Annotated in this window: 14 protein-coding genes and 1 pseudogene; 3 read left to right on the forward strand and 12 right to left on the reverse strand. The window is 41.5% G+C overall.

Annotated elements, in window-relative coordinates; translation table 11 throughout:
- Position 1: 1 nt before the first annotated feature.
- The 7 genes from paaG to paaA all read right to left on the reverse strand — a co-directional run bounded on the left by paaG (position 2) and on the right by paaA (position 5,306).
- Positions 2 to 793 carry a 2-(1,2-epoxy-1,2-dihydrophenyl)acetyl-CoA isomerase PaaG gene (gene paaG / locus E0H81_RS09260; RefSeq protein WP_131318378.1) on the reverse strand — a complete coding sequence of 264 codons (792 nt, stop codon included), beginning with the start codon at positions 791 to 793 and terminating at the stop codon, positions 2 to 4.
- Positions 793 to 1,563, reverse strand: coding sequence for an enoyl-CoA hydratase-related protein (locus E0H81_RS09265; protein WP_131318380.1), 771 nt, complete (start codon positions 1,561 to 1,563; stop codon positions 793 to 795). Before E0H81_RS09265 ends, paaG begins: the two co-directional genes overlap by 1 nt.
- 40 nt (positions 1,564 to 1,603) lie before the next feature.
- Entirely contained in the window at positions 1,604 to 2,662 is a 1,059-nt protein-coding gene (locus tag E0H81_RS09270; RefSeq protein ID WP_131318382.1) for a 2Fe-2S iron-sulfur cluster-binding protein, read from the reverse strand.
- A 75-nt stretch (positions 2,663 to 2,737) separates the two neighbouring features.
- Positions 2,738 to 3,238, reverse strand: coding sequence for a 1,2-phenylacetyl-CoA epoxidase subunit PaaD (paaD, locus tag E0H81_RS09275; protein WP_131269247.1), 501 nt, complete (start codon positions 3,236 to 3,238; stop codon positions 2,738 to 2,740).
- Between the two features lie 28 nt (positions 3,239 to 3,266).
- A complete protein-coding gene (paaC, locus tag E0H81_RS09280; protein WP_131318384.1) occupies positions 3,267 to 4,022 on the reverse strand; it encodes a 1,2-phenylacetyl-CoA epoxidase subunit PaaC in 756 nt (251 codons plus the stop codon).
- Positions 4,023 to 4,039: 17 nt separating this feature from the next.
- Entirely contained in the window at positions 4,040 to 4,330 is a 291-nt protein-coding gene (gene paaB, locus E0H81_RS09285) for a 1,2-phenylacetyl-CoA epoxidase subunit PaaB (RefSeq protein ID WP_004279183.1), read from the reverse strand.
- A gap of 31 nt (positions 4,331 to 4,361) precedes the next feature.
- Positions 4,362 to 5,306, reverse strand: coding sequence for a 1,2-phenylacetyl-CoA epoxidase subunit PaaA (gene paaA / locus E0H81_RS09290; protein WP_131318386.1), 945 nt, complete (start codon positions 5,304 to 5,306; stop codon positions 4,362 to 4,364).
- Positions 5,307 to 5,567: 261 nt separating this feature from the next.
- Between paaA and paaZ the strand changes: the two genes are divergently transcribed.
- Both paaZ and E0H81_RS09300 read left to right on the forward strand, forming a co-directional pair.
- Positions 5,568 to 7,679 carry a phenylacetic acid degradation bifunctional protein PaaZ gene (paaZ, locus tag E0H81_RS09295; protein WP_131318388.1) on the forward strand — a complete coding sequence of 704 codons (2,112 nt, stop codon included), beginning with the start codon at positions 5,568 to 5,570 and terminating at the stop codon, positions 7,677 to 7,679.
- Between the two features lie 189 nt (positions 7,680 to 7,868).
- Positions 7,869 to 9,308 (forward strand): spinster family MFS transporter, encoded by a 1,440-nt coding sequence (locus tag E0H81_RS09300; RefSeq protein ID WP_131318390.1) that lies wholly within the window; start codon positions 7,869 to 7,871, stop codon positions 9,306 to 9,308.
- Positions 9,309 to 9,647: 339 nt separating this feature from the next.
- Here E0H81_RS09300 and trpA read toward each other — a convergent pair whose 3' ends face one another.
- Positions 9,648 to 10,433, reverse strand: a complete 786-nt coding sequence (gene trpA, locus E0H81_RS09305) for a tryptophan synthase subunit alpha (RefSeq protein ID WP_131318392.1) — start codon at positions 10,431 to 10,433, stop codon at positions 9,648 to 9,650.
- Positions 10,430 to 11,641 (reverse strand): tryptophan synthase subunit beta, encoded by a 1,212-nt coding sequence (gene trpB / locus E0H81_RS09310; protein WP_131318394.1) that lies wholly within the window; start codon positions 11,639 to 11,641, stop codon positions 10,430 to 10,432. Before trpB ends, trpA begins: the two co-directional genes overlap by 4 nt.
- Positions 11,642 to 11,743: 102 nt before the next feature.
- On the opposite strand from trpB, the gene E0H81_RS09315 reads away from it, so the two are divergent.
- Positions 11,744 to 12,625, forward strand: a complete 882-nt coding sequence (locus E0H81_RS09315; RefSeq protein ID WP_067723115.1) for a LysR family transcriptional regulator — start codon at positions 11,744 to 11,746, stop codon at positions 12,623 to 12,625.
- A gap of 13 nt (positions 12,626 to 12,638) precedes the next feature.
- Here E0H81_RS09315 and E0H81_RS16190 read toward each other — a convergent pair.
- The 3 genes and pseudogenes from E0H81_RS16190 to ribA form a co-directional block, all read right to left on the reverse strand.
- Positions 12,639 to 12,936, reverse strand: a pseudogene (locus E0H81_RS16190) (ISNCY family transposase); the annotation flags it as partial.
- Positions 12,937 to 13,085: 149 nt separating this feature from the next.
- Positions 13,086 to 13,871 carry a MipA/OmpV family protein gene (locus E0H81_RS09320; protein ID WP_131318396.1) on the reverse strand — a complete coding sequence of 262 codons (786 nt, stop codon included), beginning with the start codon at positions 13,869 to 13,871 and terminating at the stop codon, positions 13,086 to 13,088.
- Between the two features lie 47 nt (positions 13,872 to 13,918).
- A complete protein-coding gene (ribA, locus tag E0H81_RS09325) occupies positions 13,919 to 14,521 on the reverse strand; it encodes a GTP cyclohydrolase II (protein ID WP_131318398.1) in 603 nt (200 codons plus the stop codon).
- Positions 14,522 to 14,965 lie beyond the last annotated feature (444 nt).

Genomic DNA, 14,965 nt, shown 5'->3' on the forward strand with positions numbered 1-14,965 from the left:
TTTAGCATCCTTTATATTCAGGGGTACGTTTCTGCATAAAGGCTTGTACACCTTCTTTATAATCGCTTGAACGTCCAGCCAGACGTTGCAGGTCACGCTCCAGAATGAGCTGCTGATCAAGATTATTGTCGGCTGCGGCATGAATGGCTTTTTTGATTAGTGACAGGCCATAAGTCGGTTGCTTGGCCAAATGCTCGGCCAGTTTTTTCGCTTCCACTTGCAGTTGCTCATCTTCAACCACCTGCCAGATCATGCCGAGCTGTACTGCGCGCTCAGCCGGAATTTTATCACCGAGCATCGCCAGACCCATTGCCTGAGCACGCCCGACCAGACGCGGTAGGAACCAAGTACCGCCTGAATCTGGCACTAAGCCAAGACGGCAGAAGGCCTGAATAAAGGAAGCAGATTTTGCTGCCACTACAATGTCACACGCCAAGGCGATATTGGCGCCTGCCCCTGCCGCCACACCATTTACCGCACAAATCACCGGTTTTGGCATTTCAGTAATCAGTTTGATTAAAGGGTTGTAATATTTTTCAATCGACAGACCTAAGTCCGGTGCATCGGCATTTGGATCGACCACACGATCATTCAAATCCTGACCGGCACAGAAACCACGGCCTTCAGCTGAAATCACTACGGCACGAATCTGGCTGTCTTTGGCCCAGGCCTTGATGACCTTGGAGACTTCCTGATGCATGGTTTCATTAAAGCTGTTGAGCTGTTTTGGACGGTTAAAGGTCAGGTAGCCCACTGCATTTTTTTCTTCGACAATAATTGTTTGATAATCCATTACACACCTCTAAATTCTGGTTTTCTTTTTTGTAAAAATGCATTGATGCCTTCCTGGCGATCTTGGGTCGCCGCCAACCAGACAAAATGCTGACGTTCCAATTTCAATCCCTGACTTAAAGTCACTTCATGAATCGACTTTAAAGATTGCTTGATGGCGCGAATGGCCAGCGGTGCCTGCTTGGCAATTTTTTCTGCCAGTTCCAGTGCGTATTGCACGGTCAGTCCTGCCGGACAGATCTGGCTGCTAATGCCATGTTGCAATGCGGTCTGGGCTGAAATCATTTCACCGGTCATGGCCCAGCGCATCGTCAATTGCTGTCCGACTAAACGTGCCAGACGCTGTGTGCCACCGGCGCCCGGTAGCATCCCTAAACCAATTTCAGGCAAGGCAAATTGGGCATTTTCTCCGGTCAGCACCATGTCACCATGCAAGGCCAACTCGAAACCTGCACCAAGAGCATAACCATTCACGGCCATGATTAAAGGTTTGGAAAATTCATCAATTTTTTTCCACAGCAGTGGCCGCTGATCCTGCTGGATGCTGACCACGTCTAACTGTGCCAGCTCATTTAAATCAGCACCGGCAGCAAAGCATTGCGTATTTCCGGTGATGACCACGGCTTTCACGGCAGCATCAGTTTCCAATTCCTGTAAACAGTCTGCAATACCTTGCAAGGTCGCATTGTTTAAGGCATTACGCTTTTCCGGGCGATTCAGCTCAATCAGTACTACACCTGGCTTGGGTGAGCTGGTTTTAATGTAGGTCATCCTTGAACTCCTGCTGTTCTCAGTGCTGTAAATTCAGCTTTTATTCATCAAAACTCAGACGTACATTGGCTGTGGTCGGACGTGCCTGACAGCTCAGCACATAACCTTTCTGGATTTCGTCTTCTTCCAGGCTGTAGTTGACTGCCATTTCGACCTGACCTTCCAGCACCTTACATTTACAAGTCGCACAAACACCGCCCTTACAGGCATAAGGTAAGTCCGCTCCGGCACGTAGCGCAGCATCTAAAATACTGTCATCCTGTTTGGAGACTTCCACAATCAACTCGCGACCATCGAGGATGATATTGACGCGTTCTTCACTGCGGCTTTCCATCTGCTGTGCGGTTGCTCGTGGTGCAGTACCGGTATTAAAACGTTCGGTATGAATCTTGCTGCGCTGAATTCCCCAAGTCGGTAATACAGTTTCCACCGCCGTCATCATTTCTTCAGGGCCACAGGCAAAACAGTGATCGGCTTCAGCAGAAATCAGATTGGCCTGAAACAGCTGCTGCAATTTATCTGCGTTGATACGCCCGTTAAAAATCTCGCTATCATTCAATTCACGGGAAAAAATATTTACCAGTTGCAGACGCTCTTTAAAACGATCTTTCAGATCCATGATCTGTTCAGAAAACATGGTCTGTTTCCAAGAACGATTGCCATACACCAGGGTAAATGTGGCTTCCGACTGACGGTTTAAAACCGACTTCACAATGGATAAGATCGGGGTAATGCCACTGCCTGCTGCAAAACCTAAATAATGTTGACCGCCTGCCTTGGCTGCTTTTTGAAAGAACACCCCTTGCGGAGGCATCACTTCCAGCACATCACCGGCTTTTAAATTTGCATTGGCCCAGCTCGAGAACTGACCCTGATCAATTTTTTTAATCGCAATACTCATATCTTCCTGAGTATCACTGCAGATTGAGTAACAGCGGCGCAGCTCGCCGTCATCGCTTAAATGGCGGATGGTGAGATGCTGACCTGGCTGATATTGGAAAGCATCAAACTGCTCAGGTGCGAGATCAAAGGCAATGCAGATCGCCTGCTCGGTTTGTGGCTGAATCGATTTAATGGTTAATGGTATAAATTGGCTCATGGCAAAATCCTTCTTTTAGGTGGCGGTGTTCAGGCTTGTTATTGGTTTACCCTGCCCACCGCGCAATCGTTACAATTAAATACATTTGAAATAGTCAAAAGTTTCTAAGCAGTCCCGACATTGATATAAAGCTTTACAGGCGGTCGAACCAAATTCACTTAATAATTTGCTGTTATTACTTAAGCACTGTGGACAGGTAATGCCATCTGTTAAAGCGACATGCGTGCCGCAGCTATGTGACTGGCCTTGCGGCGGGGCAATACCATACTGCTGTAATTTGTGTTTGCCCGATTCACTCATCCAGTCCGTGGTCCAAGCTTCAGACAGATCGACAATCACTTTGACTGGCGTCAAACCGTTCGCCTCGAAAGCCTGGGTAATTTCTGCTTTTAATAAATCCGTGGCCGGACAGCCGCTATAGGTCGGCGTGAGTCGCACCACAATTTCATCCTGCTGATTCAGCTCGACGCCACGAATCATGCCCAGATCAATCACCGATAATACTGGAATCTCTGGATCAGAAACCTGCTGCAAAACGTCCCAACATTGATCTTCTACGTGTCTAATCAGATTCATGCGACTCACTCCCTGTGATTGTGCCGAATTACCAGTTCATGTTTGGATATGAGCGCTGCATATATTGCAGTTCGGCCAAAACAAAACCGAGATGCTCTGTATGTAAACCCTGTTTAGCCCCACTCCGATAAGCACCCAGCTCTGGTAGGGTGAGTTCAAATCGAGTTAACTCGGCTGTAATTGTTTCCAGCCACTGGACTTTTAAGTTTTCAATATTCGGAATTACACCGGTATCGACTAGTTGTTTTTCAGCTGCCGTCAGGACAAAAAGCTCTTCGGTAAAACGCCATAACTGGTTTAAACCTTGCTGGGTTTTCTCGTGGGCTTCTGCTGTACCTAAACTTAGGCGCTCCATCCAGGTGGTTGAAAAACGCTGGTGATATTTCACTTCTTTCAGCGACTTCACTGCAAAGGCAGCTAGTTCTGCATGCTGACTTGCACTTAAGGCGCTAAACAATAAAGCGTGGTAGTGATCCATCAGCCACTGGCGTACTAAGGTCTGGGCAAAGTCACCATTCGGCTGTTCGCACAGCAGTAAATTACGGTATTCACGCTCTGTGCGGAAATAAGCCAGTTTGTCTTCATCACGGCCTTGTCCTTCCACTTCACCGGCCAGACTGAGTGCGGTACGTGCCTGACCGAGCAAATCCAGCCCAATATTGGCTAAGGCAATATCCAGCTCCAGTTCAGGTGCATGACCGCACCACTCTGCCAAACGATGTGACAGGATCAGTTGACTGTCACCCACATGTAAAAGAAATTCTGCCAATACTTGATTTGTCATAATTTTCACCTTTCCCTTTACATGTGCTCGATGCCAGCTGGAATATTATAAAAGGTCGGATGGCGATAAACCTTGTCCAAAGCCGGTTCAAAAAATTCTGCTTTTTCATCTGGCTGTGAAGAAGTAATCAATTCAGATTTCACCACCCAGATACTGATGCCTTCATTGCGGCGAGTATAAACATCGCGGGCATTTTGAAGTGCGACTTCCTCATCTGGTGCACGCAGGCTGCCGACATGACGGTGACTCAGACCCTGTTTACTACGCACAAACACTTCATAAAGTGACCAGTTATTTTTGTTATTCATGAGCAAATTTCCCTATATTGATCAAACTGTTTTAAGCAACTTTTTGTGCTGCTGACTGTTGCTGCTGTTTCTGCGCATAGACTGCTGCTGAATCACGTACCCACTTGCCGCCTTCCCAAGCTTTGCGGCGTGCTTCGATACGCTCATGGTTACAAGGTCCCTTGCCTGCAAGAATCGCAAAGAACTCATCCCAATTGATTTCACCGAATTGGTAATGTCCTGTGTCTTCATTAAATTGGAGGTCTGGATCGGGAACGGTTAAACCCAACTGCAAGACTTGCGACACAGTGTTATCAACAAATTTCTGACGTAGCTCATCGTTGCTGAATAATTTAACTTTCCACTGCATACTTTGTGCACTGTTCGGTGAATTATCATCACTTGGACCAAACATCATCAGTGCTGGCCACCAGAAACGGTTCACGGCATCCTGTGCCAATTGCTTTTGTTCCGGCGTACCATTGGCCAATTGCATCATGGCTTCAAAGCCCTGACGCTGATGGAAACTCTCTTCCTTGCAGACGCGCACCATGGCACGTGCATAAGGACCATAAGACGTACGGCAAAGCGCAACCTGATTGACAATCGCTGCACCATCTACCAGCCAGCCAATCGCTGCAACATCGGCCCAGCTCAGGGTTGGATAGTTAAAAATTGAAGAATATTTCATGCGACCGGCAATCAGTTTATCCATCATGTCGTCACGATCCGCACCCAAGGTTTCTGCAGCACTGTACAGATACAAAGCATGACCGGCTTCATCTTGGACTTTCGCCATCAGCACGGCTTTACGTTTCAAGGTCGGTGCACGGGTAATCCAGTTGCCTTCCGGCAACATGCCCACCACTTCAGAGTGCGCGTGCTGACCGATCTGACGAATCAAGGTCTTACGATAAGCATCTGGCATCCAGTCCTTCGGCTCTATGGAAATATCCTTTTCAATCTTTTGATCAAAGATTTGTTGTTGATTATTCATTGTTCCCTCACTTATCCCAAGTGTTGATACATTCAAATTAAAACGATACGTAATTAAAATCAATATATATTTAATTGTATCATTTGATTTTTATGGCTTATTTTAAATAAATAATTGTTTTATATGATTAATTACTTTTAATTTTATTGTTAACTATTTTTAAACACAGATTTATGATTGACTTTTTTGCTTTTTAACGACAAATTATGAAACATCAAAATTAAAATACTTCTCAAAACGTATCATAAATGGAGTTTTACAATGTTAGAGTTAGATAGCGGCTCAAGCACAATGGATTATCAAGATACTGAATTGACCCATAATCCTATTGTCATCAAAAGCTTAGCTTCATTGGTTTATGGTCAGGAATACACAGCGCAAGCCGGTTTACGTACGGTTTACCATGCCATAACCGGTGAAGCCGTTTATCAGGTCGGCAGTCAGGGCATCGATACCCAAGCCGTGGTGAATTATGCCAAACAGAAAGGCTCAACCATTGCCACCTGGACTTTCCATCAACGTGCCAATGCACTGAAGCAAGTGGCACAGTATTTATTAGAACGTAAAGAAGAGTTTTACCAGCTTGCCAAGTCAACGGGCTGTACCCGTAAGGATGCCTGGATTGATATTGAAGGTGGGATTGGAACCTTATATGCCTATTCGAGTTTGGTGCGCCGCGAACTGAGTGATGAAACCGCATGGGTTGAAGATGCATGGATTCCGCTATCCAAGCAAGGCAACTTTGGCGCCAAACATATACTGAGTCCTAAAGTCGGTGTCGCAGTGCATATCAATGCCTTTAACTTTCCAATCTGGGGCATGCTGGAAAAAATAGCGCCCACGTTACTGGCGGGCGTACCTTGTATTGTCAAACCGGCAACAGAAGGTGCCGAGCTGACCCACGCCGTGGTCAAAGCTATTCATGAAAGCGGCTTTTTACCAGAAGGTTCACTTCAGCTGATTTGCGGTCAGATTTATGATTTATTTGATCATTTAAATCCTCAAGATACGGTCACCTTTACCGGTTCAGCATCAACAGGACAAAAACTCCGTTCTCATCCGCACCTCAATGCCTACTCTATTCCATTCACCATGGAGGCAGATTCAGTCAACAGCGCGATTTTGACTGAACAAGCCAATGACGAAAGCATTGATTTATTTGTCCGTGAAGTGTTCCGTGAAATGACCTCTAAAGCCGGACAAAAATGTACCGCAATTCGTCGTGCGTTCATTCCGGCTGAACTTTTGGACACGGTACAGAGTCGCCTAATTGAAAAACTGAAAAAAGTCGTTGTGGGTGATCCTGCTCAAGAAGGCGTCAGTATGGGTGCTTTGGCCAGCATCAAACAGAAACACGATGTTGCTGCAAAAGTTGAGCAGCTGAATCAGGATGCAGAAATTGTGTTTGGTAGCCACTTACGCCAAGACTTTATTCTTCAGGTAGAAAACCCTGAAAAGTCTGCCTGCTATCCACCTACAGTTTTAGTCTGCACAGTACCAGAACAAGCACAGAATATTCATCAAGTAGAAGCTTTTGGTCCTGTGGTCACTTTAATGCCCTATCGCAATCTGGCTCAGCTTGCAGACTTGGTGGCACGCGGTGAAGGCAGCTTGGTTGCCTCCATCATCCGTAATACGGATGAAAACATTGAACAACTGCTGGGCAAAATTGCGCCATGGCATGGTCGTGTACATATTCTGGATGCAGAAAGTGCCAAAGAAAGTACCGGACATGGTTCTCCATTGCCATTATTGGTTCATGGCGGCCCGGGACGTGCTGGTGGCGGTGAAGAACTCGGCGGCCTGCGTGCGGTGAAACATTATATGCAACGTACTGCAATTCAAGGCTCACCTAATGCCATGACCCAAGTGGGACACAGCTGGACGGCTGGTGCTCAGGTCTTTGAAGATCGAGTGCATCCTTTCAAAAAATCATTTGATGAATTGCGTATCGGTGAACGCTTGCTGACCGCTCGACGTACCGTGACTGAAGCCGATCTGGTCAACTTTGGTTGTCTGAGTGGTGACTTCTTCTATGCGCATATGGACAAAATTGCTGCGGCAGAATCCCTGTTTGGTGAGCGTGTGGCGCATGGTTATTTTGTCGTGTCTGCTGCGGCTGGCTTATTCGTTGATGCCGCTCCAGGTCCGGTCATTGCCAACTATGGTATGGACAACTTGCGCTTTGTGGAACCTGTGAAAATTGGTGATACCCTTCAAGTGGAACTGACCTGTAAGCAGAAAACCCCTAAAACACTGCGCGATCCGGAACAGAAACCACATGGTGTGGTGGTCTGGGATATTAAAGTCAAAAATCAGCGCAATGAGCTGGTCGCAACATATGATATTTTAACCCTGGTTGAACGTGGCTAAAAATTCAAGCTCAAAAAAGGAATCATTATGATTCCTTTTTTCTATTCTAAAAATTTATTTGTATCCTTTTATGGAAATTGATTGACGCAAATAGATTTAATCTCTAGATTGAATAATACGATACAGAATAAAAACAATATTAATATTACAAGTATCAAAATATATCAAATGATCAACATAGGATGTTGCATGATGAATGAAAAATCGCTGGAAATAGAAACGATTGAAAGGACGCTTCAACCCGAAAATCAAAATTTTGAACCTAGCTCTGTAGAAACAGTATTGCCTGTTTCTGACCAGACTCAGCCGCCCAAAGAAAGTAGTACCTATCAATGGTATGTGGTAGTGATCTGTATGCTGGCTTACATTCTGTCATTTGTAGACCGTCAAATTTTATCGTTAATGATTGAGCCGATTAAAGCCGATTTAATGCTGAGTGATACCCAGTTCAGCTTATTGCAAGGACTCGCTTTCTCATTATTTTATGCCATTATGGGTCTCCCTATTGCCGCACTAGCTGATCGAAAGTCCCGGATTAAAATTATTGCGACAGGTATTGCGTTCTGGAGTCTTGCGACGGCAGCCTGTGGTTTAAGTAAAAACTTTATACAAATGTTTTTGGCACGCTTGAGTGTGGGGGCAGGTGAAGCCGCACTTTCCCCAGCATTTTATTCGATTGTCGCTGATTTATTTCCTAAAGAAAAATTAGGCCGTGCACTCGGTGTTTATGCAATTGGCGCCTTTATTGGTTCAGGTTTAGCTTTCCTGATTGGCGGCTATGTGATTGGTCTACTAAAAGACATCAGTTTCGTGGCTTTACCGGTAATTGGTGAAGTGAAGACCTGGCAACTTACCTTTATGATTGTGGGCTTACCCGGTGTATTGCTTGCGCTCCTCATGGTGCTGACAGTGCGTGAACCTGCTCGTAAGGGGATGAAAGTTGGTCAAGATGGTCAGATTATTAAGGCTTCCTTCAAGAACTCGATTGGCTTTATTAAGACGCATAAAAAGACTTTCTTCTGTCATTTTATTGGTTTTTCTTTTTATACCATGATGTTGTATTCACTTCTGGGCTGGGCACCTGCTTATTACATGCGTAACTTCGGCCTTGATGCAAGCCAGACCGGTTATATCTTAGGTAGCATCATTTTAGTGGCGAATACCTCTGGTGCCTTATTCTGTGGCTGGTTGATCGACTTCTTCTCTAAACGTGGATACAGTGATGCTGCTATCCGTGCCGGTGCAATCGGCTGTGCAGCCTTAATCGTTCCAAGTGTATTGTTTACCCAGGTCGACAACATGTATTTATCATTTGCACTGATATCTGTGGCTATGTTCTTCTCAACATTCCCGATTCCGGCATCTGCAGCCGCAACTCAAATGCTGACACCAAACCAACTACGTGCACAGGTTTCTGCCAAATTCCTGCTTATCTCAAATATGATTGCCCTTGGGATAGGAACCACCGCAGTTGCTTTAATTACTGATAAATATTTCCAAAACACCGTAATGGTGGGAAATTCCATTTCAATTGTGAATGCTGTCGCAGGTGTAATTGGAATGTTTTTACTGTTCAAAGGCTGTAAATATTATCGAGAAAGCATGAAGGTTGAAAAACTGATTGAATAAGATAATCAATGAATGCCAATAAAACTTTATTAGCTCCAATTTTAAAGCTTTAAATATTTCCTCTCTCGGGTCTGTTGAGAATTAAATCTGGTTAATTCTCAACAGACCCGAGATTTGGGCTTTTTTAGATTCGTGTAATAACTAAAAACACCTATAACTCATTTAAATGCGGCAAATCTAAGCGTGCAATTTCAAAGACTTCTTTAGCATTCAGCATCAATTCTGCCACTTCAATTCTCAGATCGCGCCACCCTTTATACCCTTCTCACACCATAAAAAGTGACTAATCTTAGAAGTAAAAAATGGGAGAATAGAATTCTCTTCTCCCTTTATACAAAATTATTTAGTTTGTTTAAGTACCTGTGAAAAAGCTCTTACTTTTTCTAAAGTAGCATTAACCCCTTTCTTAAAAAAAGTATCAACAAGTGCTGAACCTACAACGATTAGATCTGCTTTATTCGCTAAAGCTTTAACATGACTTTCATTTTTGATCCCAAAGCCAATTGCAATAGGAATATTAAAGATTGGTTTTATTTCAGCAATCTTTTTTTCAAGATTGGGCAGATTTAAATTTCCTCCGGTTAGGCCATTTTCCGCAACATGATATAAAAACCCTGTCGCACTTGCTGAGATTTGCTCTAACCTCTCAACAGGAGTAGTTGGAGCCGTCATAGATATTAAGTGCATATTTTTTGCATTTAATATCAATTTAAAATGATCTTGATATTCAAGCGGTGCATCTAGAATAAGGATACCTTCAATAAGATTTTCTGTTTCACATACAAGTTTTTCAAAACCGTATTGCAGAATGGGATTTAAATAGGTCATGAATACAATTGGTGTCTTATTATCCTTCAACCTTATTTCTTTGACCAATTCGATAGTTTTATTCACTGTTTGACCAGCACTTAAAGCTCTGATATGGGCAGCTTGAATGATTTCTCCATCTGCAACAGGATCAGAAAATGGAATGCCAATTTCAATAATATCTGCTCCAGCTTGGCCTAATTGACTAAACAAATTAGAGCTTTCTACGAAACCAGGATCTCCGGCAGTAAAATAACACACCAGACCGCTTCGCTTTTCCTGTTTTAGTTCCCTTAATTTTTGGTCTAAACGGTTCATTCGGTTACTCCTGCGAGATATTTTTTGACTGTATTTAAATCTTTGTCACCTCTTCCACTTAAATTGACAATAATGGTCTGTTCAGGCTGCATTTCTTTGGCCAGCTTAATTGCATATGCGATAGCATGAGCACTCTCTAACGCCGGTATAATTCCCTCCTGTTGACTTAAAATCTGAAATGCATTGACTGCATCCTTATCATTTACAGTTACATAAGTAACGCGCCCTGTTTCAAACAGGATACCGTGCTCAGGACCCACCCCAGGATAATCTAATCCTGCCGATATCGAATGTCCGTCTAGAATCTGTCCATCTAAATCTTGTAATAAGTAAGTCAAATTACCATGCAGGACGCCAACTTTACCTTTTGAAATAGATGCAGCGTGCTCACCGCTGTTTGTTCCTTTTCCACCAGCCTCAACCCCAAACATTTTGATATTCGTATCTTGTAGAAATGGGTGCATTAGTCCCAGTGCGTTGGATCCGCCACCCACACAGGCAACTAAAGCATCAGGTAGTTTATTTTCTTTCAGCAGTATTTGATTTTTAGCTTCTATGCCAATAATTTTCTGAAACTCTCTCACTATGGTTGGATAGGGATGAGGGCCTGCACCGGTTCCTAAGAGATAATAGGTCGTGTCTACATTACTGATCCAGTCACGTAATGCCTCATTCATAGCATCTTTTAGGGTTCCACGACCTTTCTGAACGCTCTTAACTTCGGCGCCTAGTAATTTCATTCGATCAACATTCATTTGCTGACGATGAACATCCGTTTCACCCATGTAAATGGTGCATTTAAGCTTGAAGAGAGCACATACTGTTGCTGTTGCAACACCATGTTGTCCAGCACCTGTTTCTGCAATAATTCTTGTTTTACCCATTAATTTAGCCAACAAGATTTGTCCAACACAATTATTAATCTTATGGGCACCTGTATGGTTCAGATCTTCTCTTTTAAGATATATTTTGGCTCCTCCAGCATACATTGTTAGATTTTTTGCATAAAAAAGAGGGCTAGGTCGACCAACAAAATCGGTTAAAATGTGTCGATATTCAGTCCAAAACTCGGCTTTATTTCGAATAATATTAAATTCCCGCTCTAAATCTTGAAGTGCAGGCATAAGACTTTCAGGCATGTAGCACCCGCCAAATCTTCCAAAAAAGCCTGATTTATCAGGACCATTACCTGTATAAAGTATTGTCATTTCATATCACTTGAAGAATCAAAATTTTCTTAATCTTAAAAGATTTCCATTTTTTATATAATTGATATATTTTTAGATCATGATGTTAGAAAAATTCACACCATGAAAGGTAGAAAGTTACCACCGTTAAATGCTTTGAAAGCATTTGAAGCGGTGGCTAGAAATAGAAGTTTCAGCTTAGCTGCAGAAGAACTATGCGTAACCCATAGTGCTGTTAGCCATCAAATAAAACAGTTGGAAGAATGGCTTGAGAAAAAATTGTTTATTCGCCATTCATCAACTATTTCTTTAACAAGAGATGCAGAAGATTTATTCCGCCTTTGTACTCACTTTTTTAACGGTCTAGAAAAATGTGTCTTTGAATTAACAAATAAAGCTGCTGAAGTTGAAATTGTTATTGGAGCATCTCATAGTTTTATGGCTAATTGGCTAATTCCACGATTAGAAAAACTCGAAATAATTTATCCGAATATCCATGTTAAATTAATGACATGCAATGATTTAAAGTTACTGGAAAAAGAAAAAATTGATATTTTTATCAATAGTTTGAATCTAGGTCAAACGCTTCCGGAGTCTCTGGAGAAATACATGTTATTTCCTGATAACATGGGACCTATTTGTAATGGTAAAACATATGATTTAAATACGGTAAATGATATTTTGAATTATCCACTCCTTCATACCCATTCCAATAAAAACGCATGGCATATATGGTTGGATAGATCAGGGCTTAATTCTATCCCTAAATCTAGTGAACGTTATTTTGATAGTCTAAATTTAATGATAGAAGCCGCTGTTTCCGGGTTAGGTATTGCCATAGCACCTCAAATTTTAGTAGAAAAAGAAATATTGAATGGAAGGGTCATAGCTCCTTTTGGTTTTATATATTGTGACTATAACTTTTATGCGATAACAAGAAGAAATAGTTCTCACAGTGAGGTTATGAATATTGTTAATTGGTTAAAGAGCGAAGTTAAAGATTAGACAAATAATAATTTGTTTTTATTGAGATATTGACGTTAGGAATGGTAGTGAACTTTCCATGCACTAAGGTGGATCCGAAACCATGGAATTGATCAGCGCCAATATTGAAGCACTTGAGTCTGAGTTCTTCAGGAAGTTGGGAGTTGCTGGTTTGGCCACGACCAGCATGGGCTAATCCAGCCACTTGAGTATTATATATTTGCCTTAAACGTCTGACTTGGCGTTCTGAAATGCAGTAGCTGAGTAGCCTGGGATTGAGTTATGCGTCGATCACCGACTTCTGGCAAGACTGATAATCGTTTATTTGACATAGAGCTGAATAGATTAAACCGCCCGCTAAGAAAATCTCTAATTGAGTATTCTAAAAGCGGACATTTTTACTTTGGAGAAACCGGACATTTCTATTTGGGGCTTACATTTTGACTTGGTATCAGCTGTATTACGTTAAGTTTAGATAAACTTAGAATTTATAGGTAATTCCCATAAAGAAGTTGGTCATTGAATCTTTATCAATTAAGGGACTATCTACTATTTTATCGGGTAGAAATTTATGGGTTACGGCCGAAGTTACTCTTATTTTTGGATTCAATGAGTAACTTGCCCCTAAGGAAAGATACGGAATAATGAGGTTATTAGGTCTATATTTTTCTACGCCCTTAGCGACTTCGCTATCTAGTGTGCCGTAATAATAATTGGCTCGGCTATCTGACAACCATTCTACTCCCACATTTGGCATAAGAGTCCATTGATTATTTAAGCGCCAAAAATACTGATAATTAGCTTTTACTTCTGCCGCATCACTGGCGTTGCCAATATCATTGACTGCTTGCACAGAAATAATGCCATAGGGTACTTTCACTATCGCTTCTAAACCAACATCAGCACTGATATCACGATCTTCTAATTGTACTCTACTTAAATTTTTTTGAGCCAACTTCGATTCATTTAAGTCATCAACATCAAGTTTATTCATATTGAGGTTCACGATGCCATTCAAGGTGAATAACTCATTTTTATAGAGTTTCATGCCCCCATAGAGCCCACGTAAAAAGAAGCGATCTCCTTCATAAGATAATAGGGGAACTGGCGTAAGGTTTGTATCTTCGCCAATATATAGACCTGTGCTTCCCACAATACCTAAGCCTGTGCTAAAGCCTGTTGATCTTTTGATGGCAGGCTGATTTTCATCTGCAATTGCATTTAATGGAATAAGACAAAATGATATTAATAGAATTTTATTTAGCATTTTTAATCCAATATATTAATTTAAGAAATTAATGAAATTTACATCTACTAAAAGTCACATTGTTCATACATATGTGACATGCGTTCTTGTTTAGTTTGTAAATAACCTTGATTAAATATATTTAAACCTACTGTTATAGCAATACGATCAACCACATTTACACCTAAATCTTTTAAGGCATTAATTTTAAGCGGATTATTAGTAATTAGTCTCACTTCTTTAATCTTTAAATAATCAAGCATAATCGTACACATGTCATAGTGACGTGCATCTGCCGGTAAGTTTAAAAGCAAATTTGCATCGATGGTATCATGTCCTTGATCTTGGAGCGCATAGGCACGAATTTTATTCGTCAAACCTATACCACGACCTTCTTGACGTAAATATAAAATAACTCCCTGACCTTTATCACTAATCATTTTCATTGTGGAATGTAATTGTGGACCACAATCACATTTTAATGAACCGAAAGCATCGCCAGTTAAGCATTCAGAATGTATTCGGACTAATATTGGTTTCGTTGAAGCAGCATCCAACCCTTGAGAAAGAGCAAGATGTTCTTCACCTGTATCTGGATCTTGAAATACAATAATTTCGAAATCGCCAAAAGCAGTCGGTAATTTAGATTTAGCCACGAATTCTATAGCCACAGATTCATCCATTTATATTTTAAAAGCCAATAAAATTATAATATTCTCTATTCAAAAAAAAACAAAAAAATAGAAAATAATTAACCAGCAAACTCACCAAAACTAAATATAATAAAAACCAAATACTTGCTTTATAAAACTAAAAAACAAAACAATTAAGCTGATATCTGATTTAAATTAAAATACATTAATATAAATCATTAAAACAGGTATCAAATAAAAAATACTTACTACATCTAATGTAGTAAGTATCTCCGCAATTAGTCCGGATAAGGGTGACTGAAAATATCTTTAGAGATTAAATTTCAATTATAATAATAGTTCTTTCATAGTGAATTTTTTGTGAAGCGATATAACCAAAATAAGAATACTTAAAGAATAATTGAAAAAAATGATATTTTTCTCAAAAAGATCTCAAGCGGACGAACGCAGAAAAAGTAATTC

This window comes from Acinetobacter terrestris (assembly GCF_004331155.1).
GTDB classification, from domain to species: Bacteria; Pseudomonadota; Gammaproteobacteria; order Pseudomonadales; family Moraxellaceae; genus Acinetobacter; species Acinetobacter terrestris.

Coding starts and splice junctions, on each gene's coding strand:
- paaG (WP_131318378.1), bottom strand. CDS start 793: ATGGATTATCAAACAATTATTGTCGAAGAAAAAAATGCAGTGGGCTAC.
- E0H81_RS09265 (WP_131318380.1), bottom strand. CDS start 1,563: ATGACCTACATTAAAACCAGCTCACCCAAGCCAGGTGTAGTACTGATT.
- E0H81_RS09270 (WP_131318382.1), bottom strand. CDS start 2,662: ATGAGCCAATTTATACCATTAACCATTAAATCGATTCAGCCACAAACC.
- paaD (WP_131269247.1), bottom strand. CDS start 3,238: ATGAATCTGATTAGACACGTAGAAGATCAATGTTGGGACGTTTTGCAG.
- paaC (WP_131318384.1), bottom strand. CDS start 4,022: ATGACAAATCAAGTATTGGCAGAATTTCTTTTACATGTGGGTGACAGT.
- paaB (WP_004279183.1), bottom strand. CDS start 4,330: ATGAATAACAAAAATAACTGGTCACTTTATGAAGTGTTTGTGCGTAGT.
- paaA (WP_131318386.1), bottom strand. CDS start 5,306: ATGAATAATCAACAACAAATCTTTGATCAAAAGATTGAAAAGGATATT.
- paaZ (WP_131318388.1), top strand. CDS start 5,568: ATGTTAGAGTTAGATAGCGGCTCAAGCACAATGGATTATCAAGATACT.
- E0H81_RS09300 (WP_131318390.1), top strand. CDS start 7,869: ATGATGAATGAAAAATCGCTGGAAATAGAAACGATTGAAAGGACGCTT.
- trpA (WP_131318392.1), bottom strand. CDS start 10,433: ATGAACCGTTTAGACCAAAAATTAAGGGAACTAAAACAGGAAAAGCGA.
- trpB (WP_131318394.1), bottom strand. CDS start 11,641: ATGACAATACTTTATACAGGTAATGGTCCTGATAAATCAGGCTTTTTT.
- E0H81_RS09315 (WP_067723115.1), top strand. CDS start 11,744: ATGAAAGGTAGAAAGTTACCACCGTTAAATGCTTTGAAAGCATTTGAA.
- E0H81_RS09320 (WP_131318396.1), bottom strand. CDS start 13,871: ATGCTAAATAAAATTCTATTAATATCATTTTGTCTTATTCCATTAAAT.